We start from the raw sequence: 22,024 nt of genomic DNA, 5'->3' as shown, positions 1-22,024 counted from the left end.
GGCGAGCGGTGGAAATAGGAGGCGGCAAGGAGCCGAAAGGTCCGAGACTCCTTGCTAGCCGGCCACGCAATCAGGGTGCTCGCAGTAAGCTTTAATAGAATTTGCGTCTGGGAATTCAGCAAAAGGATTGCTGCTGCTGATGGAGGGCTGACATGACGAGTCCCGCGTGGCGCAAGGCGACCCGGTCCTCTCAGGGCACGTCCGAGCAGTGCGTGGAGGTCGCGCAGCTTGCGGACGGCATCGGCGTACGAGACAGCAAGGACCCGCATGGCCCCAGGCTTCTGCTGAGCCGTGAAGCCTTCAAGGAGTTTTCGGCGGCGCTCAAGAAGTGACCCTCTACGTTCCTGGCAACGCGTCCGTACAGGGGTTCGGGTGAGCTTGGGCGGCGAGGAGGCGGTGCGGGCCGCAGAGCAGGAGTTGGCTGGGGTTCTCTCTCCTGCGCGGGCGGCGCGGTCGGTCGCCGAGCTGCGGTATGCCGTCAGCAACGACCATGCGGGCACTCTCTACCGGGCGGCCGTGCCGGCGGTAGAACTCTTTCTCCAGGTCGTCGCGGAACGGCCCGGTCGCGCGCGGGAAGAGGCTCTGGGCGCGATCCTGGATTGGTGGGGATGTTTCCGGGCCGAGCCAGGGCATGAGGCGTACGAGGACGGGCAGGGCGGCGAGGTCCCTCTGGTGGACGCGATCGTACGGCGAGTCCGGAACGCGGAGCCGCTGCTTCGCGCCGTGGCGGAGGACCCTTCGGGCGAGGGCGGACACCGGTCGATGGCCGGCGAACTCCTCCGTCTGCTTGATGCCGGGTGGACGTTGAGGGCGGGAATTCGAGCCGTGCCGGGTGGTCGGTGAGGTCACGTCGGCGGGTTGTTCGTGGCTCCAGGGTGATGATCGCGGACGGTGCGGGCGACGATGTCGGCCGTTACTCGGAGCGGCGTGGTGTCGTGGGCGGTGCGGCTCAGGATGAGGGCGCCCTCGAACGCCGAGAGGACGTAGACGGCCAGGTCCCCGGCCGGCTCGACGCCCTCGGACGCGAAGCGGCGGGCCGTGGCCTCGCGCCAGGCGGTGAAGACCTCCGCGCAGGCGTGCCGTAGCGGCTCGCTGGTCGTGGACGCCTCCAGGGCGACGGTCGCGATCGGGCAGCCGTCGGCCCATTCCGACTTCTCCAGGGCGTCGATGCTCAGCTGGAAGAAGTCCCGTACGGCGTCGGCGGGGTCGTTCTCGGCGCGGCCGTACACCAGGTCGAACAGGCGCAGGTAGCGGCCGCCCGAGTGGCGGACGGTCTCGGCGCCCAGTTGCTCCTTGCCGCCGGGGAAGAAGTGGTAGAGCGAGCCCCACGGCGCGCCCGCCGCGCCCGTGATCTGCTTCAGGCCGGTCGCCGCGTAGCCCTGTTCGCGGAAGAGCTGGGCCGCGGCCTCCAGCAGGCGCGCTCGGGTGTCGGATCCCATCCGGGTACTTTAGCCCTTGCCCTCACTAGATCGATCTATCTAGTATCCGCGGCATGATCCGTACCGAACGCCGTGGCGCCGTCCAGCTGGTGACCCTCGACCGTCCCGAACGCCGCAACGCCGTGGACGGTCCCATGGCCGAGGGCCTCGCCGAGGCCGTCGGCGCCGCCGAACGGGATGAGGAGGTCCGCGCCGTCGTGCTGGCGGGCGCCGGGGGCACCTTCTGTGCCGGCAACGACCTCAAGGCCATGGCCGCGGGGGACTTCCCCGTTCCCACGGTGGACGGGCCGCCGCCCATGCGGGTGACCCGTACGCCCCCGGCCAAGCCCGTCATCGCCGCGATCGAGGGCTACTGCTTCGGCGGAGGCTTCGAGCTGGCGCTTTGGGCCGACATACGTGTCGCGTCCAGGACCGCCGAGTTCGGGACCCTCAACCTGGGGCAGGGCCTTCCTTGCCTGGACGCGGCCACCGTGCGGCTGCCGCGGTTGGTCGGCCAGGGGAGGGCGCTCGACATTCTGCTGACCGCACGCCGCGTCCCTGCGGAGGAGGCCTTCTCGTACGGGCTCGTCAGCCGCCTGGTCGAGGCCGGGCAGGCGGCCAAGGAGGCGCTGGCGCTGGCCGAGGCCGTGGCGGCCCTGCCGCAGGGGGCGCTCCAAGCCGCGCGGCGTTCCGTGCTGGAGCAGTGGTCGCTCCCGGAGGGCGAGGCCGTCCGTAACGAGGCGCGCCTGGCCCTCCGGCCTTAGAAGAAGCGGTCGCGGTGGGCGTTCACGGCGGCTCGCGCTCCGACGACCAGCAGGACCGTGAGCAGGACGGCGCCGCCGATGATCGGGAGGAGCGCGGCGCGGTTGTTGGCGCCGCGCTGCTCTCCCACGGTGTCGAAGCAGACGTACACGTCCGTCGTCTGGCAGTGCGGCTCGAAGGCCACGATCGCGTGGATCCCGAACGCGATGAGCGCGACGGCCAGCGCCGCCCCGGCGCACCAGGCCACCGCCCACGCGAGGGCCGCGGTCGCCGGGCCGTACGCCCGCATCCAGCCGCCGGCCGCGCACACCGCCATGATGGCCAGGTAGGCGAGGGCCGGGACCTCCCACGAGCGCAGCGCGATGCCGATCGGGATCACGAACACCGACGCGAACGCCGAAATGTAGAGGCCGAGGCCGGCGCCGTCCCGGATGCCCTCGCCGTGCCGTGACGTCACGCAGACCTCCTGTCGCGGGCGCACATTGTAACCGCGGCGGGGTGAACACGCTGGTCAACGTCGCCCGGTACGCGGGCCATTGATGGGCGCTGGACATTAGTGTGCGGCGCACACTATGGTGTGACGCGTGACCTCAGAAGAGCTGATCCTCAGCCAGGCGCAGGAGTTGCGGCGCGGCACCGTCGTGCTGGCCTGCCTGGCGCTGCTGGACGAGCCGCAGTACGGCTACGCCCTCCTGGAGACGCTGAACGAGGCCGGGGTCACCGTCGACGGCAACACGCTCTACCCCCTACTGCGCCGGCTCGAGAAGCAGGGCCTGCTCGGCAGCGAGTGGAACACCGACGAGTCCCGGCCGCGGAAGTTCTACCGGGTGAGCCCGCAGGGAGCCCAAGTGCGCGACGGCCTCATGCGCGAGTGGCAGGACCTGGTCGCGTCGATCGCGCGACTGACCAAGGAGATTTGATGAACACGCTGACCGAACGCTATGTGCATGAGGTCGTCCGGCGCGTCCCGGCCGACCAGCGCGACGACATCGCCGACGAGTTGCGCACGACGATCGCCGACACCGTCGAGGCGCGGGACGCGGCGGACCCGGCCGCGGCCGAGCGCGCGGTGATCACCGAGATGGGCGACCCGATCCGGCTCGCCGCCCGGTACGCGGACCGCCCGCTGGCGCTGATCGGCCCGGAGTTCTACCCGACCTACATCCGCTTGCTCAGGCTCCTCTTGGTCACGGTGCTGCCGGTGGTCACCGCCGTGGTGGTGGTCCTGGACGTTCTGGACAACAACGACATTGGCTCGGCGATCGGCAGCGGCATCGGCGCGGTGCTCACCGTCGGCGCGCAGATGATCGCCTGGTTGACCGTGGTGTTCGCGCTGATCGACCGTTCCCGGGGACGCGCCGGGGTGGCCGAGACCACGAAGTGGACGCCCGACGACCTGCCCGACACGCCCCGTGCCGCCGACAAGCGGGTCGTCGGCGCCCTCGCGTCGGCGGTGTGGAACCTCGCGCTGATCGGCCTGATCGTCTGGCAGCGCACCGCCGAGCCGTACCAGCACGGCGGAGACCGGATGCAGGTGCTGGACCCCGACCTGTGGGCGGGCTGGATCTGGCCGATCCTCGCGGGCCTCGCCGGCGTCGTGGTGCTCGAACTGGTCCGCGCCGGCAAGGGCCGCTGGACGCTGCCGCTGGCCCTCCCGTACGCCCTGGCCGAGATCCTCTTCGCGCTCCCCCTGGCCTGGGTCCTCCACCAGCAGATGCTCTTCAACCCGGACTTCCTCGCGGCCGTCAACGGCGACGACTGGACGATCCCCGACTCCTTCTACACCGTCACCATCCTGGTCGTCCTCGCGATCAGCGCCGGCGAGATCGTCAAGCGCTTCCGCGAGGCCCGCGCCTGACCCCACCCCCGCCCACGGCCCCGGCCCTCCCGGCCGGGGCTTCGGCGTGTCAGGTGGGTTCCAGGGCGTACAGGTCGGGGACGGTGGGGAGGGTGACCGTCACGGTCAGGCCGCCCTCGGGGCGGGGGTGGGCGGTGACCTCGCCGCCGTGGGCGCGGGCTACCGAGCGGACGATCGACAGGCCGAGGCCGGCGCCCTTGGCGGTGATGACGCGGTCGGGGCCCAGCCGGCGGAACGGCTCGAAGAGGGACGGCACTTCGTACGGGGCGACCGGCGGGCCCGAGTTGGCGACGCGGAGTTCGACGAGGCCGCCGCGGGTGCCGCTGGTGACCTCCACCCAGCCGCCCTCGCCGGTGTTGTGCCGGATGCCGTTCTCGACCAGGTTCTGTACGAGGCGTTCCAGGAGCATCGCGTCGCCCGTGGTGGGGGCCTCGCCCGCGGTGGCGCGGACGGTGACGCCGGCGCGGCCCGCCTCCAGGGACGTCTGGGCGGCGACGTGGCCGACGATGTCGGCGAGGTCCACCGGGGCCGGGTCGGTGATCTCGGTCTCCGAGCCGGCGAGCAGGAGCAGGCCGGTGATGAGCCGCTCGTGCCGGACGTTGATCTGCAGGAGGTTCTCACCGAGCTGCTTGACGTCGGGGGACGCGGTGGGACGGTGCATCGCCATCTCGACCAGCGCGCGGCCGACGGTGAGGGGCGTGCGCAGCTCGTGGGAGGCGTTGGCGACGAAGCGGCGCTGCCCGTCGAACGAGCGGTCGAGCCGCTCCAGCATCGTGTCGAACGTGTCGGCGAGCTCCTTGACCTCGTCGTGCGGGCCGGCCAGGGCGATGCGCTCGTGCAGGCCGCGGTCGGCGGCGGGCGCGGCGGCGATCCGGCGGGCGGTGTCGGTGACGCGGTGCAGCGGCGCGAGCATCTGGCCCGCGATCAGCCAGCCCAGGCCGGTCGCGGCGCCGCCGACGACGACGAGCGCGATGGCGCCCTGGGTGATCAGCGAGGTGGTGGCGGCCTCGCGGAGCTGCCGGTTCTGGTCCCGCATCAGCTTCTCGGCCTCCGCGCCGGTCAGCACGTCGCCCCGGTCGTTCATGGCGAACGCCCGGTCGGCGGGGGACGGGTCGGCGGTGGCGGCGGGCGGCGGGTCGAGGGTGCGGGCCAGCACCTTGACGCCGCCGCGGTTGATCTGCTGGCTGAACAGCGCGTACGTGACGCCCAGCAGGACGATCCCGGCGAGCATGAACAGCACCGCGTAGGTCAGGGTGAGCCGGGCGCGCAGCGGCATCCGGTGCGGCAGGAGCTTCTTCATGGGATGCGGTACCCCACTCCGGTGACGGTCTCGACGACGGGCGGGTCGCCGAGCTTGCGGCGCAGCTTCAGGATGGTGAGCCGGACGGCGCCGGTGAACGGGTCGGCGTGCTCGTCCCAGGCCTTCTCCAGCAGCTGCTCGGCGGACACCACGGCCCCGTCGGCGCGCAGCAGCTCGTTCAGCACGGCGAACTGCTGTTTCGGCAGCGGGACGTACCGGCCGTCGCGGAACACCTCGCGGCGGGCCGGGTCCAGCGTGATGCCGGCCCGGCGCAGGACGGGCGGGGCGGCCGGGCGGCTGCGCCGGCCGAGGGCCAGGACGCGGGCGGCCAGCTCGGGGAACGCGAACGGCTTGGTCAGGTAGTCGTCGGCGCCGAGCCCGAGGCCGTCCACCCGGTCGGTGATCTCCGCGGCGGCGGTCAGCATGAGGACCCGCGCGGGCAGCCCGGCCGCGGCGATCCCGCGGCAGACGTCGTCGCCGTGCACGACGGGCAGGTCGCGGTCCAGGACGACGATGTCGTAGTCGTTGACCGCGAGGCGCTCCTGCGCCGCGCCGCCGTCGTACGCGACGTCCACGGCGTGCGCCTCCGCGCGCAGCCATTCGGCGATCGCGTCGGCGAGCAGCGGCTCGTCCTCCACCACCAGTACTCGCATCCGTTCCTCCTCCTCCGGGCCCGAGTACAGCGTGGCGGATCACGTGTTTCCTCACCGTTAGCCGGAGGCGGCGGGACAGCGGAAACAAGGGGGAAACAGGGGAGCGGATTGCATCGGTCCCCGTCGGGCCGGAACGGAACCGGTCCGGACGAGAGACACGGAGAAACAGGTGACGGACACGATGCGACTGCGTACCCGAGGCGTGCTGGCGGCGTTCCCGCTGGTGCTGGCCCTCGCCCTGGCCGGCTGCGGCGGGGAGGAGAAGGAGAGCGGCGTCGCCACGGTGAGCGGCGGCAAGCAGACCCAGGCCGCGGGCGGCGCCGGCGCCGACGGGCTGACCGCGGACCAGCGGAACGTGAAGTTCGCCGAGTGCATGCGCAAGAACGGCGTCGACATGGAGGACCCCAAGCCGGGCCAGGGGCCCAGGATCATGGTCACCGGCGGTCCGAAGCAGGGCGAGACGGTGGAGAAGGCCCAGCAGGCGTGCAAGCAGTACGCGCCGCCGCAGAACGCCGGGCCGGGCGGGGACAAGCAGGCCGAGGAGCGCGGCCGCAAGTTCGCCGAGTGCATGCGCAAGAACGGTGTGGAGAACTTCCCGGACCCGCAGCCGGGCCAGCGCGGCATCAAGATCACCGGTGAGGTCACCAAGGACCCGGACCTCCGGACGGCGCAGCAGAAGTGCCAGGACCTGCTCGGCGGTCCCGGCGGCGGCCCGGGCGGCGGCCAGAAGTGACCGCGGTGGAGGAGGGAAGGCAGGAGCGGGCGGAGGCCGCTCCGCCGGAGGAGGAGCAGCGGGTCGCGCGCCGCAGGCGGCGCTCCCGCCGCCGGTGGGCGCTCGGCACGGCCGCGCTGGTCGCGGCCGGCGGTGTCGCGGTCGCCGCGACGCTGGGGCTGGGCGGCGGCTCGGGCGCGGACCCGGCGGCGAGCACGCTGCCGCCGAACACCACCAAGGTGACCAAGCAGACGCTCAAGGACACCCAGGACGCCGACGGCGAGCTCGGCTACGGCCCGTCGTCGTCGGCGACCAGCCGGCAGAAGGGGACGGTCACCGCGCTGCCCGAGAGCGGCGCGACCGTCTCCCGGGGCCGCGCGATGTACGAGGTCGACAACGACCCGGTGACGCTGATGTACGGCACCCAGCCCGCGTACCGCCCCATGGAGATCGGTACCGAGGGCAAGGACGTGAAGCAGCTGGAGGAGAACCTCAGCGCGCTCGGGTACACGGGGTTCACGGTGGACGACGAGTTCACGTACGACACGTACGAGGCCGTGCTGGAGTGGCAGGACGACCGCGGGCTGGAGGAGACCGGGAAGGTCGAGCTCGGCAGCGTGGTGTTCGCGCCCGGCGCGATCCGCGTGGACGGCCTGGAGATCGGCGAGGGGGAGCCGATCTCGCCCGGCAAGAAGCTGTACTCCTACACCGGCACCGACCGGGCCGTGACGGTGGAGCTGGAGACGTCCGACCAGCGGCTCGCCAAGGAGGGCGCGACGGTGGACGTCACGCTGCCGGGGGAGGAGACCGTCCAGGGGAAGATCGACGAGGTGTCGACGAAGATCGTTCCGGCGACCCAGGGCGAGGAGGCGTCCACCACGATCGAGGTCGTCATCTGGATGACCGGCGCCAAGGCCCGCAAGGCCGTCGAGAAGCTGTCGTCGGCCGCGGTGGACGTCTCGTTCACCTCGGAGACCCGCGCCGACGTGCTGACCGTGCCCGTCACCGCGCTGCTGGCGCTCCAGGAGGGCGGCTTCGGCGTGGAGGTGGTTAACGGCACCACGACGTCGTACGTCCCGGTCGAGACCGGCCTGTTCGCGGGCGGCCGGGTGGAGATCTCCGGCCAGGGCATCGCCGAGGGCACCGTCGTGGGGGTGCCGAAGTGATCTCCCTGCGGGACGTGACGAAGGTGTACTCCGGCGGGGTCACCGCGCTCGGCGGGGTGTCGCTGGACATCGCGGCCGGCGAGCTGGTCGCGATCGTGGGGCCGTCCGGGTCCGGGAAGTCGACCATGCTGAACGTGCTCGGCACGCTGGACCGGCCCACCTCGGGCACGGTGCACGTGGACGGGTACGACGTCGGCGCGCTGCCGGACTCGCGGCTGTCGGCGCTGCGGGCGTCCCGGATCGGGTTCGTCTTCCAGCACTTCCATCTCGCGGCGGGGACCACGGCGCTCGACAACGTCGCCGACGGGCTCCTGTACTCGGGGCACCGGCCGGCCGAGCGCCGCCGCCGCGCCGCGCGGGCGCTGGAGCGGGTCGGGCTCGGCCACCGGATGGAGCACGAGCCGCACGAGCTGTCCGGCGGCGAGAAGCAGCGGGTGGCGATCGCCCGCGCGGTGGCGGGGGAGCCGCCGCTGCTGCTGGCCGACGAGCCGACCGGCGCGCTGGACTCGGTGTCGGGCAGCGGGGTGATGGACCTGCTGCGCGAGCTGAACGCCGCCGGCACCACCGTGGTGATCATCACCCATGACCGGGAGATCGCCGCCGCGCTGCCCCGGCAGGTGCGGATGCGGGACGGCCTGACGGTGGAGGACTCCGCGCGGCGGGACGCCGTCCTGGGGGTGGGGTGATGGCCGCCCCGGCGGTCGGCGCCCGCGACGCCGGCACGCTGCGTCCCGCCCGGATGGGCCCGCGCGACGTGCTCAGGGTCGGCGCGGTGGGCCTGCGGACGCGGCCGATGCGGGCGTTCCTGTCGGCGCTGGGCATCGCGATCGGCATCGCGGCGATGGTCGCGGTGGTCGGGATCTCCTCGTCCTCGCGCGCCGATCTGGACCGGACGCTCGCCGCGCTGGGCACCAACCTGCTCACGGTGGCGCCCGGGTCGACGCTGACCGGTGAGGAGGCGGAGCTGCCGCTGGGCGCGGAGGCGATGGTGGACCGGATCGCGCCGGTCAGCTCGGTGTCGGCGGTCGGGCTGATCGACGACGCCAAGGTCTACCGCAACGACAAGATCCCCGAGGCGGAGACGGGCGGGATCGCCGCGTACGCCGCGCGGACGAGCCTGCGCGCCGCGGTCGGCGCCGAGCTGGCGCACGGCAGCTGGCTGACCGAGGCGACCGGCCGGTTCCCCACCACGGTGCTGGGCGCCGCGGCGGCGGAACGGCTCGGCATCGGGCGTACCGGTGCGCAGGTGTACATCGGCGGCAAGTGGTTCACCGTCATCGGCATCCTGAAGCCGGCCCCGCTGGCGCCGGACCTGGACACCGCGGCGCTGGTCGGCTGGCCGGCCGCGCAGTCGGAGCTGGCGTTCGACGGCCATGCCACGACGATCTTCACCCGGTCCGCGGAGTCCGCGGTGGAGGACGTCCGCTCCGTCCTGGGGCCGACCGCGAACCCGGAGGCGCCCAACGAGGTCGAGGTGTCGCGGCCGTCGGACGCGCTCGCGGCCCAGCAGGCGGCGGGCGAGGCGTTCACCGGCCTGCTGCTCGGCCTCGGCGCGGTGGCGCTGCTGGTCGGCGGTGTCGGGGTGGCCAACACGATGGTCATCTCGGTGCTGGAACGGCGCGCGGAGATCGGCCTGCGCCGCTCCCTGGGCGCGACCCGGGGGCAGATCAGGACGCAGTTCCTTGCCGAGTCCCTGCTGTTGTCCGCCCTCGGGGGCGCGGGCGGCGCGTTCATCGGGACGCTGGTGACGTTCGGGTACGCCTTCACGCAGGAATGGCCGACGGTCGTCCCGGCGTGGGCGGTCCTGGGCGGGATCGGCGCGACGCTGGCGATCGGCGCGCTGGCGGGCCTCTACCCGGCCGTCCGCGCCTCCCGCCTCTCGCCGACGGAGGCGCTGGCCGCCACCTGACCGGTCGATCGGGACCGTCCACCCCTCCCTCACCGCGGGCGGTCCCGGTCGGCCACCGGCCCGCGCATGGGCCAGAATGCCGGTATCGCCGGGTGGAAAGGGCTGTCGGTGGGGATATGGCTGCTGCACCGGATCGGGCTGCTGGGCCTGTGGCTGATGCGCAAGCTGCTGTACGGCTGGCGCAGGCCCCCGAAACCGAGGGACCCCCGGGACGAGCCCGCCGAGCGCGATGACCTCTAGCGGGCCTCGGCGCAGACGGCCGGCTGCGGCTCCGCCCGGGTTCCGGCCGCCGGCCGGGCTCGCCGCCGCCGGCGCCGCCGCCGTACGGAACGGGTCACCTCGATCGCCGCGCCGAGCGCCAGCCCCAGGGTGACGCCGGCGCCGATGCTCATCAGGGGCGAGTCCTCGAAGAGCGTGCCGCCCAGGAAGCCGAGGCCGGTGATGTACACCGACCAGGCGATCGACGCCACGGCGGCGTGCGCCCAGAACGCGCCGGCCGGGTAGCCGGTCGCGCCCGCCGCGAGCGTGATCGCGGTACGCCCGCCGGGGATGAACCGGGCCGTGACGATCGCGGTGGCGCCGCGGCGCGCCAGGGCGCGGCGGGCCCGCGCGTGCGCCGCGCGGATCCGGGGGCGGCGCGGGGGCCGCAGGCGGCGTCCCAGGTGGTACGAGATCCCGTCGCCCGCCAGCGCGCCGGCGACCGTGACGGCGATCAGGACGGCGAGATGCGGCCGCCCGGTCGGGGCGAGCGCCGCCATCGCGATCAGCAGCGTCTCGCTCGGGACCAGCGGGAGGAACGCGTCGACGGCGACGAGCGCGCACACGATCAGGTAGATCCAGGACGAGTCGGCGAGCGACAGGGCCTGATCGAGCATCGCGGGCGCCTCCCCGGCAGGCGGAACGGAACGCTTTCCAACCTGCCTGGCAAAGGCGCCCGGCACAGGGATGCCCACACCAGTTCCCTGGTGGTGCTAACCCCACCAGGGGGCGCACGCACCAGGGGACCGGCGGACCGGCGGGACCCGCGTCAGGCGGGGACCGGCGTGGGCTTGCGCGACTTGCCGCACTTGCTGATCGGGACCCGCGCGGTCTCCGGCAGCAGCAGGATCGGCACGATCGCGATCGCCCCGGCGATCATGAGGTAGTACGCCGGGATGTAGTTGGTCCCGGTCGTCTTGATCAGCTTCTCGATGACCAGCGCGGCGGTACCGCCGAACAGGGAGGTCGAGATGTTGTAGCCGATCGCGAACGCCCCGTACCGGACCTGGGTCGGGAACATCGCCGGGAACGTCGACCCGATGACGGCGAGCATCAGCACCAGCAGCCCGCCCATGAGCGCGAACCCGGCCAGGATCGCCCAGGTCTTCTCGGTCTGCATCAGGCTGATCGCCGGATAGCTCACCACGATGAACCCGACCGCGGCGGTGAGCAGCAGCGGCTTGCGGCCGACCCGGTCCGACAGCCCGCCCAGCGGGACGATCACCGCCAGCATCGCCAGCTCCACCCCGATGGTGATCAGTGAGGCGGTGGTGCTGGAGATGTGCAGGTTCGTGGCGAGGTACGACGGCATGAACGTCAGCAGCGTGTAGTTCGCGACGTTCAGCAGGATGACGATCCCGATCAGGTTGAGGATCATCTTCCAGTTGTGGACCAGCGTCTCCTTGAGCGGGGAGCGCGCCACCTCGCCGGCCTGCTCGATCTTCTGGAACTCCGGCGTGTCCTCCAGCTTGGTGCGGATGTAGAGCCCGACCAGGCCCAGCGGCAGCGCGATCAGGAACGGGATCCGCCAGCCCCACGAGTGCAGCGCCTCGTCGCTCAGCACGAGGTCGACGCCCAGCACCAGGCCGGCGCCCAGGATGTAGCCCGACAGCGTGCCGAACTCCAGGAAGCTGCCGAAGAAGCCGCGCCTCTTGGTGGGCGCGTACTCGGCGATCACGGTGGCCGCGCCGCCGTACTCGCCGCCCGTGGAGAAGCCCTGCACCAGCCGTACGGCGAGCAGCAGCAGCGGTGCCGCGATGCCGATCGTGTCGTACCCGGGCAGGACGCCGATCAGGAACGTCGAGCCCGACATCAGGATGATCGTGATCGCCAGTACCGACTTGCGGCCGATCTTGTCGCCGAGCGGGCCGAAGAACATCCCGCCGAACGGGCGGGCCACGAACGCCGCCGCGATCAGCGCGAACGAGCGGAGCACCGCCGAGCCCTCGTCGCCCGGCGGGAAGAAGACGGTGCCGACGATGGTGGTCATCACCCCGGCACTGAACACCCCGAAGTCGAACCATTCGATGCAGTTGCCGATGGACGAGGCGGCGACGGCCTTGCGGACCGTGCCGGGGTCCGGCGCCTCGTGCTCGGCTGGGTCCTCGGTCGCCGCTGAAGTCGGTTCAGAAGCCATGCGTCGTCGTTGCCTCCAGGTAGACGAGCCCAACAGACGGGGGACCTTACCGAAGAAGGATCACCAAAGGAAACAAAACCTTTGCGATCCGGTAAACCTACGACCTGCCTCAAGCGTCCTCTTTTCTTCGGATCCGCCCGCCACGCAGGGCGATCGGCGGCTTACCGGGAAGTTGGTGCAGATCACACCAGGCCGGCGGCCGGCCGGAGGCCGCGGCGTTCCTTGATCTCGGCTCCCGGATCCTTCATGATCTTGAATTCGGGCGGCGCGGCGACCGGGATCGGAGTGCGTTCCAATGGCGGGATCATGGGTGGATCTGGCCGAGCGGATCGGCGCCGACCTCCATCTGGACCTCGCCGGCCCGGGCGGCCGCCGCGCGGTCCTCACCCGGACGCTCCGCGAGGCCGTCCGCAGCGGCCGGCTCGCCCCGGGCACCCGCCTCCCGCCGTACCGCTCGCTGGCCGCCGACCTGGGGCTGGCCCGCAACACGGTCGCCGACGCGTACGCCGAGCTGGTCGCCGAAGGCTGGCTGATCGCGCGGCAGGGCTCCGGCACCGTCGTGGCCCACCGCGCCGCCGCCCCGCGCCGCCCGCCCTCCCCGTCCCCGGCGGCGGCCCCGGCCCGTCCGGTGCGGCACGACCTGCGCCAGGGCCTCCCGGATCCCGGCTCCTTCCCCCGTACGGCCTGGCTCGCCTCGGCCCGCCGCGCCCTCACCGCCGCCCCGAACGACGCGTTCGGCCCGGGAGACCCCCGCGGGCGGCCCGAACTCCGGAACGCGCTCGCCGCCTACCTGTCGCGCGCCCGCGGCGTCCAGGCCGACCCGGACCGCATCGTCATCTGCTCGGGGGTCGCCCACGCGCTGCGCCTGCTCTCCGGCGGGGTAGTGCGCGGGCCCTGGGCCGTGGAGTCGTACGGCCTCCCGTTCCACCGGTCGATACTCGGCGCCGCCTCCGTGCGGACCCGTCCCCTGGCGATCGACGAGCACGGCGCCCGAACGGACGAACTGGCCGGCGAACGGGCCGTGCTGCTGACGCCCGCGCACCAGTTCCCCACCGGCGGCCCGCTCCATCCCGAACGCCGCGCGTCCGTCATCGACTGGGCCCGCACGAAGAACGCCCTGGTCCTGGAGGACGACTACGACGGCGACTTCCGCTACGACAGGCAACCGGTTGGAGCGCTCCAGAACCTCGACCCGGAACGCGTCGCCTACCTCGGCTCGGTGAGCAAGAGCCTGTCTCCCGCCGTACGGCTGGGCTGGATGGTCCTCCCCGGCCATCTCGTCGGTCCCGTCCTGGCCGCCAAGGGGGAGCGGGAGGCGTGGGCGGGCGTCGCGGACCAGCTCACCCTCGCCGACTTCATCGAGCACGGCGCGTACGACCGCCACGTGCGCCGGATGCGCCAGCGCTACCGGCGCCGCCGCGACCAGCTCGTCCAGGCCCTCGCCCCGCACACGACCACGGGCATCGCCGCCGGCCTGCACGCCGTTCTGAACCTGCCGGCCGAGGCGGAGAAGCGCGCGCTGGACGCCGCCCGCGAGGAGGGCATCGCGCTGGACGGCCTGAGCCCGTTCCGCCACCCCGAGGCCGCCATGCCGGCGCTGAACGGCCTGGTCATCGGCTACGCCGCCGCCCCCGACCACGCCTTCGCCGCCGCCCTGGACGCCCTGCGCCGCGCCGTGGGCTGACAGACTCGGATCATGACGTATCGAGCCGACGAAGAGCGTTATGGCAGGACGCCGTACCGGCGGTGCGGGCGGAGCGGGCTGAAGCTGCCCGCGGTGTCGCTGGGGCTGTGGCACAACTTCGGGGACGACAGGCCGCTGGAGACGCAGCGGGCGGTGCTGCGCCGCGCGTTCGACCTCGGGGTCACCCACTTCGACCTGGCGAACAACTACGGCCCGCCGTACGGCGCCGCGGAGACCAACTTCGGCCGGCTGTTCGCGGAGGACTTCCGGCCGTACCGGGACGAGCTCGTCATCAGTACGAAGGCCGGCTACGACATGTGGCCCGGCCCGTACGGGGAGTGGGGGTCGCGCAAGTACCTGCTCGCCAGCCTCGACCAGTCGCTCGAGCGGATGGGGCTGGAGTACGTCGACATCTTCTACAGCCACCGGTTCGACCCGGAGACGCCGCTGGAGGAGACGATGGGGGCGCTCGACCGGGCCGTCCGCTCCGGCAAGGCCCTGTACGCGGGCATCTCGTCCTACTCGCCCGAGCGGACCGCCGAGGCCGCCGCGATCCTGCGCGAGATGGGGACGCCGCTGCTCATCCACCAGCCCTCGTACTCGATGCTCAACCGGTGGATCGAGGGCGGCCTGCTGGACACGCTCGAGGCGGAGGGCGCCGGCTGCATCGCGTTCTCGCCACTGGCGCAGGGCATGCTCACCGACCGCTACCTCGCCGGGATCCCCGAGGGGTCGCGGGCCGGCCAGGGCAAGTCGCTGTCGCCCGACCTGCTGACCGCCGAGACGCTCCAGCACGTGCGGGCCCTGAACGAGATCGCCCGCGAGCGCGGCCAGTCGCTCGCCCAGATGGCCCTCGCCTGGGCCCTCCGCGACCGGCGGGTGACGTCGGTGCTGATCGGGGCGAGCAGCGTGGGCCAGCTGGAGGACAGCCTGGGCTGCGTCGACGACCTGGACTTCACGCCGGAGGAGCTGGCGGCCATCGACCGCGACGCGGTGGAGGCCGGCATCAACATCTGGGCCGCCTCCAGCGCGTCCTGACTCACATGGGGCGGTGCGCCAGCGTCCGCTCCAGCCGGGCCTGGGCGCGGGCGGCCTGGCGGGCGCGGTAGGCGATCGGCATGTAGCGGACGCGCTCGGGCAGCAGCGGGTCCGTCCGGGCGATGATCCCGCCGATCCTCTTGAGCCTGCGGTCGTCCGCCGGGGTCCAGTCGAGCCCGAGCTTCTCGCGGGCGGCGGGCGGCAGCGTCCCGACGCTGACGAACCGGGCGAGCCGCCCGCCGGCCAGGCTCACCGGCGCGAGCGCGTGCCGCAGCGGGGCCGGGACGGTCGGCGGCACCTTGTCCATCGCGTCCAGGACCTCGTGCGCCACCGGGTGCGGGACGAGCGTGTTCTCGACCATGTCGTCGAAGTACGTCCAGTAGTCCTCGATCGTCTCGGGCAGCATCCGCTCCGGGACGCGCAGGATCCGGCCGAGGTTCATGAACTCGTCGAAGACCTGCTGCTCCAGCTCGCGCGTCAGCGGCTCCGTGGAGAAGTACCGGGCGGACGTCACGGCGGCGTAGAAGCCGGTCAGGTGGACCCAGGCCCAGGGCTCGGCCGACAGCGCGTGGTGGCGGTTGCCGTCCTCGTCCACGGCGCTGAGGTTCTTGTGCATCTCGCGGAGCCGGCGGCCCTCGTCGATGGCGGTACGGCCGCCGTACACCCAGGTCTGCACCGAGGCGAAGCTGCGGTTGGCGCGCCCCACCGGATCGGTCCGGAACGACGACAGCTTGTCGACCACGGTGCCGATCGCCGGGTGCATGACCTGCAGCACGAACACGCTGTTGCCCGCGATCGCCGAGCTGTAGAGGCCGATCTGGTCCCACAGCAGCGAGCCGGGGCCGAACGGCTCGGGCAGCGCCGCCTTCTCCCCGGCGGCGCGTTCCTCGATCACCGTCATTCGGGTGCCTCCTTCAACGGCTGGACTCTCCCAGGTAAAGTAAAAAGCGAATAAGTAGTCGCTTACAAGTCGCGTTTCGGAACGGGGGTCCGATGCCCCGCCCACCAGGAGCGTCGCCGCGGCGCATCCCGCAGCAGGACCGCTCGCGGCGCACCGTCGAGCGGATCCTGGACGCCGCCACTCGCGTTCTGTCCGAGCGCGGGTACGAGGGCGCCTCCACCAACCGCATCGCCGAGGCCGCCGGCATCAGCAACGGCTCGCTCTACCAGTACTTCCCGAACAAGGACGCGATCGTCGTCGCCGTCCTGGACCGGTTCGCCGACCACCTGGCCGACCGGCTGGGCGCCGAGATCGAGGCCGCGATGACCGGGCCCTGGGAGGCGGGCGGCCGGGCGCTGCTGGACGCGCAGATCCGGCTGTTCGAGGAGCACTCCGACCTGCTCCGCCTGATCGTCGAGCAGATCCCGCGGCTCGGCCCGTTCGACAAGCTCGACGCCCTCCAGCGGCGGCTGATCGACATCGTCCGCGTCTACCTGCTCCTCAACCGGGACGGCTTCCGCGAGGACCTGGACGTCGACACCACCATCTGGATCCTCGCCGAGACCGTCGGGCAGCTGTCCATCAAGTACGTCCTCGACCGCCCGCCCATCCCGCACGACCGGATGGTGGCCGAACTCTCCGAGCTGGTCATCCGCTACATCCGCAAATAGTCAAGGCGAGGCCGGTTCCGCCCCGAGCGCCGATCTCTGGTGTTTTGACACCTTTTCTGGCGGTAGAGGGTCTTCATGTGGTTGCTGAGGCCCCCGGGGGTCTATACGCCTCAGGGCGACACGTCGTTGCTGAGCGAGACCGTGGGGCGGGCCGCCGTCCTGGACGGGGCCCGCGTGCTGGACCTGTGCACCGGCACCGGAGCGGTGGCCATGGCCGCCGTGCGGGGCGGGGCCGCGCATGTGACCGCCGTGGACATCTCCGTACGGGCCGTGCTGGCCGCCCGGCTGAACGCCCGGGTACGGCGCGTGCCGCTGCGGGTGCTCCAGGGGGACCTGTTCACGCCCGTGGCCGGGGAGGTCTTCGACGTGATCGTGGCCAATCCGCCGTACGTCATCGGCACCGCGGCGCCCAGAGGGCGGGCGAGGGCCTGGGACGCGGGGCCGCGCGGCCGCATGGTCCTGGACCGGATCTGCGCGGACGCGCCGCGCCACCTCGCCCCGGGCGGGACGCTGCTGATCGTCCATTCGGCGTTCAGCGGGGCCGCCGCCAGCGTGCGGGCGCTGCGGCGGGCCGGGCTGCGCGCCCGGGTGGCCGCCCGGCGGGCCGAGCCGTTCGGGCCCGTGATGCGGTCGCGGGCGGCGCTGCTGGAGCGGCGCGCCGTGATCGAGCCGGGCCAACGATTCGAGGAACTGGTGGTCATCCGTGCCGACCGGATCGCGACGCGAGACAGTGCCCTCGCCGGATGAGGCGAGGCGGGTCAGGGTCGTCCCCGGCGGGCCGATCCTGGTCGAGGGGCCCGTGGAGGTGACCCTGGAGGACGGGACCGTCGTCCGGTCCGACCGGTTCCTGGTGGCCCTGTGCGCCTGCCGGCGGAGCGGGCGGTACCCGCTCTGCGACACCAGCCATCGCAAGCGCGTCCGCTAGAGCGGCAGGCGGAGGGACGAGCGGCCCCGGCGCCAGGAGCCCAGCAGATGGTCTTCGAGGTGCTGTTCCAGCAGGCCGGTCGCCTGGACGCCCAGGACGACGTCCGAGGCGAGGTCGGGATCGGTCTCCAGGAGGCCGCCGACCACGTCGTGGCGCAGCACCTGCTCGTGGACGGCGTCCGCCTCGACGTGCTCGGTGAAGAAGACCAGGCCGCGCTCGCCGACGTCCAGGCGCCGCAGGGCGCGGGCGAAGCGCTCGGCGCTGGGCGCGGTGGTGATCTCCGCGGCGGCGAAGTGGCCGACCATCGCGCCGCGCAGCGACCGGTGCAGGCCGAACAGCGACATCATGTTGGTGATCGCGAGCATCGGCGCCGGAACGTGGTCCACGTACCCGCCGTACGAGGGGTCGAGGTCCAGCTCCTCCATCAGGCCGGCGAAGAGCCGCGAGTGCATGCGCTCGGCCCGCCCGCCGCCGAACTCGTCGAACTCGACGGCGACCAGCGCGGCCTTCGCGCGGCCGCTGAGGCGCGGGATGAGCAGGGCGTGCGGGTCGGCCTCCTTCAGGTGGTACATCGAGCGGTGCGCCACGTACTCCCTGAGCTGCCACAGCTCGCCGTCGCGGCGCAGGTGGTGCGAGACGCCGCCGGCGTTGACGGGCTCCACCAGGAGCTCCTCCAGCGCCTCGTGGACGTCGCCGCCGGGGGTCTTGGCGCGCAGGGCCGACAGGAACGCGTCCTCCAGCGTCGCGCGGAGGCCGAGCAGCCCCGGGTCCCACTCCCAGCCGGGGTCGACGCCCTCGAAGCCCTGGTAGTGCAGCTCGTAGCAGGCGTGCAGGGCCAGGTGCAGGTCCTCGCCGAACGGGTCGGCGGCGAACCCGTCGTGGACCGGGGCCGGGGCGCTCCGGGCGTCCCGGCGCAGCAGCGTCACGACGGACTCCGACACCGGGCCGCGCGGCTCCGGCAGGAACGCGGTCATCGGTCCTTCCCTTCGGTCTGGCGGGCGAGCATCCGGATCAGGGCCGGGGCCCCGTCCGCCGCCGCGCGCCGCTGGCGCTCCGCTCCCGATCCCGCGCGCAGCACCGAGGCCAGCAGGGATCTGACCTCGCGGAGGTCTCCGGTCTCTTCCAGGGCGGGCGTGATGTGCTCCATCAGGTCGGCGATGAGGCGCCGTACGGGAACTTGGCGCTCCTCGAACGGATGGACGCCGGGCCCCTCCAAGCCGTACCGGGCGGCGTTCCAGACGGCCGCGGCGCACACGGCGGGGTCGGCGCGCGGCGCCTCCCGCCCGGCGTCCAGGTCGCGCAGCGCCGTCCGGACCAGCCCGCGCGTGATCGCCGCCTGGAGGACGGCCTCGCCGGCGGTCGCGGCGGCGTCGGCCGCCCGCACCTCGACGGTCGGCAGGTGCGGCGAGGGGCGCGCCAGCCAGAACGACATAGCGGGATCGGCCAGGACGCCGCAGTCCACCAGGCGGTCCACGCACCGGTCGTGGTCGGCGGCCGAGGCGAACACCGGCGGCACGCCCGAGCCGGGGAAGCGGGACTGCTCGACCATGCGCCAGCTCGCGTGCCCGGAGTCCCGGCCGCGGTCGAACGGGGAGTTGGCCGACAGCGCGAGCAGGGCGGGCAGCCAGGGCCGCAGGTGGTTCACGACGGCCACGGCCGCGTCCCGGCCGGCCACGCAGACGTGGACGTGGCAGCCGCAGGACTGGTAGTCGGCGACCACGCCCGTGTAGATGCGGGAGATCGCCTCGTAGCGGTCGTCGTGGTCGGACACGGGCACCGTCCCGGGGCGGACGGGCGTACCGGTCGAGAGCAGGAGCAGGCCCTCCCGTCCGGCCGCCGCCACGAGCACGGCCCGCGCGTCCCGGATCTGGCGGCGCGCCTCGGCCAGGTCGCGGCAGACGCCGGTGGCGGCCTCGACCTGGCTCTTGAGCAGTTCGCGGGCGTAGTGGCCGCCCGACGGGTGCTCGCCGGCGCCGGCCAGGACGCGCCCGGCGTACGGAACGGGCGTTCCGGTCATGGGGTCGACCAGCAGGAACTCCTCCTCCACGCCCAGCGTCAGGCCCGCCCCCGGCCGGGCGGGGGCGTCCGGCGATCTCTCCTCCAGCACAGTGGAGCCCTACCCGTCCCCCGGATCTCATGCGTCAAGGCGGCGTCAAACCGCTCTAATCGGGGACAAGGCACCGCGTAACAGGATCCGGCGGAAGGGAACGCGGTGATCGAGGGAAGGGCGCAGTCGTACTGGATGGCCTCGTCGGAGGCGACGTCGTACCCCGCGCTGGACGCGGACGCCGACGTGGACGTGGCGGTCGTCGGCGGCGGTATCGCCGGGCTCGCCACCGCCTGGGAGGCGACCCGCGCGGGACGGACCGCGGCGGTGTTCGAGGCCGACCGGATCGCGGCGGGCGTCACCGGCTTCACCACCGGGCGGCTGTCGTCGGCCCACCCCTGGATCTACGGGCCGCTGCGCGACTCGCTCGGCCCGGACACCGCCCGCCTGTACGCGCGCTCGCAGCAGGAGGCGGTCGAGCATGTCGAGCGCACCGCCGCCGAGCTGGGCATCGACTGCGACATCGAACGCCGCGCGTCCCACGTGTACGTCGAGTCGCTGGACCGGGTGGCGGCGCTCCAGGAGGAGACCGAAGCCGTCAGGGAGGCGGGCCTGCCCGCGTCGTTCGTCACCGACACCGACCTCCCGTACGAGGTGGCCGGGGCGATGCGGGTCGAGGACCAGGTGCAGTTCCACCCCCGCCGCTACCTGACGGGCCTGGCCGGGGACCTCGTCCGGCGCGGCGGCCGGATCCACGAGCGCACCCGGATCGTCGCCCTGGACGAGGGACCGCCGTACCGGCTGACCACGCGGGACGGCCGGACGATCACCGCCCGGGACGTGGTGATCGCGACGCTCTTCCCGATCGTCGAGCACGCGCTGCTGTCATTCCGGCTGACCCCGCTCCGCGAGCTGGTGATCGCCGCGCCCATCGCCGAGGAGGACGACCCGGGCGCCATGTACATCACCCGGCAGGAGAACACGCGCTCGGTGCGGACGGCGCCGTACCGGGACGGGCGGCGGCTGCTCCTCATCACCGGCGAGTCGTTCGCGCCCGGGCACGACGACGTCGCCGACCACCACCGGATGCTGGTCGCATGGACCCGCGAGCACTTCAAGACCGACGAGATCGCCTACTGGTGGTCGGCGCAGGACCTCGACACCGCCGACAAGGTCCCGTACGTCGGCCGCCTCGACGAGCACCTCTACGTCGCCACCGGCTACGCCCGCTCGGGCATGAGCCACGGGATCATGTCGGGCCGGCTGCTGGCCGGGCTGCTCACCGGTGACGAGCCGGAGTGGACCCACCTGTACGACCCGCGCCGCGCCCACGCCGCGCGGGAGGCGCGGCCGATCGTCAGCGCCGGCATGTCCAACGCGCGGCACTTCGTCGAGGACCGCGTCCGCGCCGCCCGCGCCGGCGGCCTGGACGGCGTCCGCCCCGGCTCCGGCGCGGTGATCAGGCGCGGCGGCCGGGCGTGCGCCGCGTACCGGGAGGAGGACGGCACGCCGCGCCTCCTCTCGGCACGCTGCACCCACCTCGGCTGCCTCGTCGCGTTCAACGACGTGGAGAAGGTGTGGGAGTGCCCCTGCCACGGCTCCCGGTACGCCCCGGACGGCGCCGTCCTGCAGGGGCCGGCGACCCGCGACCTCCCTCCGCTGGACGAGTAGCCGCTACGGGGCGGGGTCGCCGGGGCCGAAGCCGGGACCGTGGTCGAACGGGTGGCGCGGCCCCGGGTGGCCGTTCGGCACGGGCGCGGCCGTGGCGTGGACGGGCGCGGTGCCGAGGCGCGCGGCGACCGCGTTCCGGAGGTCGGGGAGGCGGGCGTACAGGACGTCGCCGGGGCAGGCGGTGGCGTTGAAGTCGCGGTGGCCGACGATCGCGGTGCCGGGGGACAGGCCGTACACGTCGCACAGCCAGGCGCAGGTCTCGACGAGCGTGTCCCAGAGCGCGGCGGTCGGCGCCGCGGTCATGTAGAGGCCCTCGTTCTCGATGCCGATCGTGTGGTCGTTGTGGCTCGCGGTGTGCGCGCCGACGACGTGGTCGCCCGCGCCGATCGCCTGGAGGCTGCGGTTCCTGCCCTCCATGAGATGGCCGCCGCGGCTGATCGTGAGCTGCTGCCCGGTGTCGGCCCAGCCATTGGTGTCCATGTGGTGGGCCTGGATGGAGCGCGACAGCGCGTACGCGTGCGCGAGCGAGTAGTCGGTCGAGTTCGCCGAGGCGGTGTGGTGGACGACGATGCGGTCCGGCGCGCGGTTGAGCACGGTCGCGGCGGTGGTGGGCGGGCGCGCGTTCCAGTCGGCGCGGGTGTACGCGCGCGGCGCGGCCACGGCGGTCGCGGCGGTGGGGGTGGCGGCGACGCCGAGCAGCGTGCCGCCCGCGACCGTGGCCGCGCCGCGCAGCACGGTGCGGCGGTCGAGCGTTCGGGGGGACGGGTGCGTGGACGAGTCAGGGGACGGCTGAGGGGAGCGGTGCGAAGTGTCTCCGGACATGAGCGGGGGGCTCCTCGAGATCGATCTTCCGGTGGAACGACTCCGGGAGGGAC

26 protein-coding genes are annotated in these 22,024 nt (G+C 73.0%); 16 read left to right on the top strand and 10 right to left on the bottom strand.

Annotated elements, in window-relative coordinates:
* The first annotated feature begins 152 nt into the window (after nt 1-152).
* Both AB0881_RS17010 and AB0881_RS17005 read left to right on the top strand, forming a co-directional pair.
* Complete coding sequence (locus tag AB0881_RS17010) at nt 153-332, top strand: DUF397 domain-containing protein (protein ID WP_366617849.1); 180 nt, start codon at nt 153-155, stop codon at nt 330-332.
* 46 nt (nt 333-378) lie between these two features.
* Entirely contained in the window at nt 379-843 is a 465-nt protein-coding gene (locus AB0881_RS17005) for a hypothetical protein (RefSeq protein WP_366617848.1), read from the top strand.
* A gap of 2 nt (nt 844-845) precedes the next feature.
* Here AB0881_RS17005 and AB0881_RS17000 read toward each other — a convergent pair whose 3' ends face one another.
* On the bottom strand, nt 846-1,439 hold the full coding sequence (locus tag AB0881_RS17000; RefSeq protein ID WP_366617847.1) for a TetR/AcrR family transcriptional regulator: 594 nt from the start codon (nt 1,437-1,439) through the stop codon (nt 846-848).
* A gap of 53 nt (nt 1,440-1,492) precedes the next feature.
* Here AB0881_RS17000 and AB0881_RS16995 point away from each other — a divergent pair, with 53 nt between their 5' ends.
* Entirely contained in the window at nt 1,493-2,182 is a 690-nt protein-coding gene (locus AB0881_RS16995; RefSeq protein ID WP_366617846.1) for an enoyl-CoA hydratase-related protein, read from the top strand.
* On the opposite strand, the gene AB0881_RS16990 is transcribed toward AB0881_RS16995, so the two are convergent.
* Nucleotides 2,179-2,637: a hypothetical protein gene (locus AB0881_RS16990; RefSeq protein ID WP_366617845.1), complete on the bottom strand. Its 459-nt coding sequence runs from the start codon at nt 2,635-2,637 to the stop codon at nt 2,179-2,181. The two genes, AB0881_RS16995 and AB0881_RS16990, sit on opposite strands and share 4 nt — an antisense overlap.
* Before the next feature lie 127 nt (nt 2,638-2,764).
* On the opposite strand from AB0881_RS16990, the gene AB0881_RS16985 reads away from it, so the two are divergent.
* Nucleotides 2,765-3,100: a helix-turn-helix transcriptional regulator gene (locus tag AB0881_RS16985; RefSeq protein ID WP_366617844.1), complete on the top strand. Its 336-nt coding sequence runs from the start codon at nt 2,765-2,767 to the stop codon at nt 3,098-3,100.
* A complete protein-coding gene (locus tag AB0881_RS16980; RefSeq protein ID WP_366617843.1) occupies nt 3,100-4,038 on the top strand; it encodes a permease prefix domain 1-containing protein in 939 nt (312 codons plus the stop codon). Before AB0881_RS16985 ends, AB0881_RS16980 begins: the two co-directional genes overlap by 1 nt.
* 49 nt (nt 4,039-4,087) lie before the next feature.
* On the opposite strand, the gene AB0881_RS16975 is transcribed toward AB0881_RS16980, so the two are convergent.
* Together AB0881_RS16975 and AB0881_RS16970 are read right to left on the bottom strand one after the other, a co-directional pair.
* Complete coding sequence (locus AB0881_RS16975; protein WP_366617842.1) at nt 4,088-5,338, bottom strand: HAMP domain-containing sensor histidine kinase; 1,251 nt, start codon at nt 5,336-5,338, stop codon at nt 4,088-4,090.
* Entirely contained in the window at nt 5,335-5,991 is a 657-nt protein-coding gene (locus tag AB0881_RS16970; protein ID WP_366617841.1) for a response regulator transcription factor, read from the bottom strand. Before AB0881_RS16970 ends, AB0881_RS16975 begins: the two co-directional genes overlap by 4 nt.
* 181 nt (nt 5,992-6,172) lie before the next feature.
* On the opposite strand from AB0881_RS16970, the gene AB0881_RS16965 reads away from it, so the two are divergent.
* The 5 genes from AB0881_RS16965 (at nt 6,173) to AB0881_RS16945 (ending at nt 10,018) form a co-directional block, all read left to right on the top strand.
* Nucleotides 6,173-6,724 carry a hypothetical protein gene (locus AB0881_RS16965; protein WP_366617840.1) on the top strand — a complete coding sequence of 184 codons (552 nt, stop codon included), beginning with the start codon at nt 6,173-6,175 and terminating at the stop codon, nt 6,722-6,724.
* Between the two features lie 5 nt (nt 6,725-6,729).
* Nucleotides 6,730-7,869: a peptidoglycan-binding protein gene (locus AB0881_RS16960; RefSeq protein WP_366617839.1), complete on the top strand. Its 1,140-nt coding sequence runs from the start codon at nt 6,730-6,732 to the stop codon at nt 7,867-7,869.
* Nucleotides 7,866-8,555, top strand: a complete 690-nt coding sequence (locus tag AB0881_RS16955; RefSeq protein ID WP_366617838.1) for an ABC transporter ATP-binding protein — start codon at nt 7,866-7,868, stop codon at nt 8,553-8,555. Before AB0881_RS16960 ends, AB0881_RS16955 begins: the two co-directional genes overlap by 4 nt.
* Complete coding sequence (locus AB0881_RS16950; protein WP_366617837.1) at nt 8,555-9,778, top strand: ABC transporter permease; 1,224 nt, start codon at nt 8,555-8,557, stop codon at nt 9,776-9,778. The genes AB0881_RS16955 and AB0881_RS16950 overlap by 1 nt, the downstream gene beginning before the upstream one ends.
* 66 nt (nt 9,779-9,844) lie before the next feature.
* Nucleotides 9,845-10,018 (top strand): hypothetical protein, encoded by a 174-nt coding sequence (locus AB0881_RS16945; RefSeq protein ID WP_366617836.1) that lies wholly within the window; start codon nt 9,845-9,847, stop codon nt 10,016-10,018.
* Here the strand turns inward: AB0881_RS16945 and AB0881_RS16940 are convergent.
* Both AB0881_RS16940 and AB0881_RS16935 read right to left on the bottom strand, forming a co-directional pair.
* Nucleotides 10,015-10,653 (bottom strand): VTT domain-containing protein, encoded by a 639-nt coding sequence (locus tag AB0881_RS16940; protein WP_366617835.1) that lies wholly within the window; start codon nt 10,651-10,653, stop codon nt 10,015-10,017. The two genes, AB0881_RS16945 and AB0881_RS16940, sit on opposite strands and share 4 nt — an antisense overlap.
* Before the next feature lie 152 nt (nt 10,654-10,805).
* Nucleotides 10,806-12,173 carry an MFS transporter gene (locus AB0881_RS16935; RefSeq protein WP_366617834.1) on the bottom strand — a complete coding sequence of 456 codons (1,368 nt, stop codon included), beginning with the start codon at nt 12,171-12,173 and terminating at the stop codon, nt 10,806-10,808.
* Between the two features lie 295 nt (nt 12,174-12,468).
* On the opposite strand from AB0881_RS16935, the gene AB0881_RS16930 reads away from it, so the two are divergent.
* Together AB0881_RS16930 and mgrA are read left to right on the top strand one after the other, a co-directional pair.
* Entirely contained in the window at nt 12,469-13,857 is a 1,389-nt protein-coding gene (locus AB0881_RS16930) for a PLP-dependent aminotransferase family protein (protein WP_366617833.1), read from the top strand.
* 12 nt (nt 13,858-13,869) lie between these two features.
* Nucleotides 13,870-14,895: an L-glyceraldehyde 3-phosphate reductase gene (mgrA, locus tag AB0881_RS16925; protein ID WP_366617832.1), complete on the top strand. Its 1,026-nt coding sequence runs from the start codon at nt 13,870-13,872 to the stop codon at nt 14,893-14,895.
* A gap of 1 nt (nt 14,896) precedes the next feature.
* Here mgrA and AB0881_RS16920 read toward each other — a convergent pair whose 3' ends face one another.
* The gene (locus AB0881_RS16920) at nt 14,897-15,796 is read right to left on the bottom strand and encodes an oxygenase MpaB family protein (protein WP_366617831.1); all 900 of its coding nucleotides are present in this window, start codon (nt 15,794-15,796) and stop codon (nt 14,897-14,899) included.
* Nucleotides 15,797-15,888: 92 nt separating this feature from the next.
* Here AB0881_RS16920 and AB0881_RS16915 point away from each other — a divergent pair, with 92 nt between their 5' ends.
* The 3 genes from AB0881_RS16915 to AB0881_RS16905 all read left to right on the top strand — a co-directional run bounded on the left by AB0881_RS16915 (nt 15,889) and on the right by AB0881_RS16905 (nt 17,431).
* Nucleotides 15,889-16,506: a TetR/AcrR family transcriptional regulator gene (locus tag AB0881_RS16915; protein WP_366617830.1), complete on the top strand. Its 618-nt coding sequence runs from the start codon at nt 15,889-15,891 to the stop codon at nt 16,504-16,506.
* Nucleotides 16,507-16,581: 75 nt separating this feature from the next.
* Nucleotides 16,582-17,253, top strand: coding sequence for a HemK2/MTQ2 family protein methyltransferase (locus AB0881_RS16910; RefSeq protein ID WP_366617829.1), 672 nt, complete (start codon nt 16,582-16,584; stop codon nt 17,251-17,253).
* On the top strand, nt 17,237-17,431 hold the full coding sequence (locus AB0881_RS16905; RefSeq protein WP_366617828.1) for a CDGSH iron-sulfur domain-containing protein: 195 nt from the start codon (nt 17,237-17,239) through the stop codon (nt 17,429-17,431). Before AB0881_RS16910 ends, AB0881_RS16905 begins: the two co-directional genes overlap by 17 nt.
* Here AB0881_RS16905 and AB0881_RS16900 read toward each other — a convergent pair.
* Together AB0881_RS16900 and AB0881_RS16895 are read right to left on the bottom strand one after the other, a co-directional pair.
* Nucleotides 17,428-18,405, bottom strand: coding sequence for an iron-containing redox enzyme family protein (locus AB0881_RS16900; RefSeq protein ID WP_366617827.1), 978 nt, complete (start codon nt 18,403-18,405; stop codon nt 17,428-17,430). The two genes, AB0881_RS16905 and AB0881_RS16900, sit on opposite strands and share 4 nt — an antisense overlap.
* A complete protein-coding gene (locus AB0881_RS16895) occupies nt 18,402-19,538 on the bottom strand; it encodes a glutamate--cysteine ligase (protein WP_366617826.1) in 1,137 nt (378 codons plus the stop codon). Before AB0881_RS16895 ends, AB0881_RS16900 begins: the two co-directional genes overlap by 4 nt.
* A gap of 105 nt (nt 19,539-19,643) precedes the next feature.
* On the opposite strand from AB0881_RS16895, the gene AB0881_RS16890 reads away from it, so the two are divergent.
* Nucleotides 19,644-21,149, top strand: a complete 1,506-nt coding sequence (locus AB0881_RS16890) for an FAD-dependent oxidoreductase (protein ID WP_366617825.1) — start codon at nt 19,644-19,646, stop codon at nt 21,147-21,149.
* Nucleotides 21,150-21,152: 3 nt separating this feature from the next.
* Here AB0881_RS16890 and AB0881_RS16885 read toward each other — a convergent pair whose 3' ends face one another.
* Nucleotides 21,153-21,971, bottom strand: a complete 819-nt coding sequence (locus AB0881_RS16885; RefSeq protein ID WP_366617824.1) for a peptidoglycan recognition family protein — start codon at nt 21,969-21,971, stop codon at nt 21,153-21,155.
* Between the last annotated feature and the right edge of the window lie 53 nt (nt 21,972-22,024).

This window comes from Spirillospora sp. NPDC029432 (assembly GCF_040703975.1).
In the GTDB taxonomy this organism is placed as follows: Bacteria; Actinomycetota; Actinomycetes; order Streptosporangiales; family Streptosporangiaceae; genus Spirillospora.
Note: the sequence above shows the minus strand (reverse complement) of the source record. Positions and strands in the feature narration are given on the sequence as shown.

What these genes read in the sequence shown, in the direction of transcription:
- AB0881_RS17010 (WP_366617849.1), top strand. Translation starts at nt 153, where the DNA reads ATGACGAGTCCCGCGTGGCGCAAGGCGACCCGGTCCTCTCAGGGCACG.
- AB0881_RS17000 (WP_366617847.1), bottom strand. Translation starts at nt 1,439, where the DNA reads ATGGGATCCGACACCCGAGCGCGCCTGCTGGAGGCCGCGGCCCAGCTC.
- AB0881_RS16995 (WP_366617846.1), top strand. Translation starts at nt 1,493, where the DNA reads ATGATCCGTACCGAACGCCGTGGCGCCGTCCAGCTGGTGACCCTCGAC.
- AB0881_RS16980 (WP_366617843.1), top strand. Translation starts at nt 3,100, where the DNA reads ATGAACACGCTGACCGAACGCTATGTGCATGAGGTCGTCCGGCGCGTC.
- AB0881_RS16975 (WP_366617842.1), bottom strand. Translation starts at nt 5,338, where the DNA reads ATGAAGAAGCTCCTGCCGCACCGGATGCCGCTGCGCGCCCGGCTCACC.
- AB0881_RS16970 (WP_366617841.1), bottom strand. Translation starts at nt 5,991, where the DNA reads ATGCGAGTACTGGTGGTGGAGGACGAGCCGCTGCTCGCCGACGCGATC.
- AB0881_RS16965 (WP_366617840.1), top strand. Translation starts at nt 6,173, where the DNA reads ATGCGACTGCGTACCCGAGGCGTGCTGGCGGCGTTCCCGCTGGTGCTG.
- AB0881_RS16950 (WP_366617837.1), top strand. Translation starts at nt 8,555, where the DNA reads ATGGCCGCCCCGGCGGTCGGCGCCCGCGACGCCGGCACGCTGCGTCCC.
- AB0881_RS16945 (WP_366617836.1), top strand. Translation starts at nt 9,845, where the DNA reads ATGGGCCAGAATGCCGGTATCGCCGGGTGGAAAGGGCTGTCGGTGGGG.
- AB0881_RS16940 (WP_366617835.1), bottom strand. Translation starts at nt 10,653, where the DNA reads ATGCTCGATCAGGCCCTGTCGCTCGCCGACTCGTCCTGGATCTACCTG.
- AB0881_RS16935 (WP_366617834.1), bottom strand. Translation starts at nt 12,173, where the DNA reads ATGGCTTCTGAACCGACTTCAGCGGCGACCGAGGACCCAGCCGAGCAC.
- AB0881_RS16930 (WP_366617833.1), top strand. Translation starts at nt 12,469, where the DNA reads ATGGCGGGATCATGGGTGGATCTGGCCGAGCGGATCGGCGCCGACCTC.
- mgrA (WP_366617832.1), top strand. Translation starts at nt 13,870, where the DNA reads ATGACGTATCGAGCCGACGAAGAGCGTTATGGCAGGACGCCGTACCGG.
- AB0881_RS16920 (WP_366617831.1), bottom strand. Translation starts at nt 15,796, where the DNA reads ATGACGGTGATCGAGGAACGCGCCGCCGGGGAGAAGGCGGCGCTGCCC.
- AB0881_RS16915 (WP_366617830.1), top strand. Translation starts at nt 15,889, where the DNA reads ATGCCCCGCCCACCAGGAGCGTCGCCGCGGCGCATCCCGCAGCAGGAC.
- AB0881_RS16910 (WP_366617829.1), top strand. Translation starts at nt 16,582, where the DNA reads ATGTGGTTGCTGAGGCCCCCGGGGGTCTATACGCCTCAGGGCGACACG.
- AB0881_RS16900 (WP_366617827.1), bottom strand. Translation starts at nt 18,405, where the DNA reads ATGACCGCGTTCCTGCCGGAGCCGCGCGGCCCGGTGTCGGAGTCCGTC.
- AB0881_RS16885 (WP_366617824.1), bottom strand. Translation starts at nt 21,971, where the DNA reads ATGTCCGGAGACACTTCGCACCGCTCCCCTCAGCCGTCCCCTGACTCG.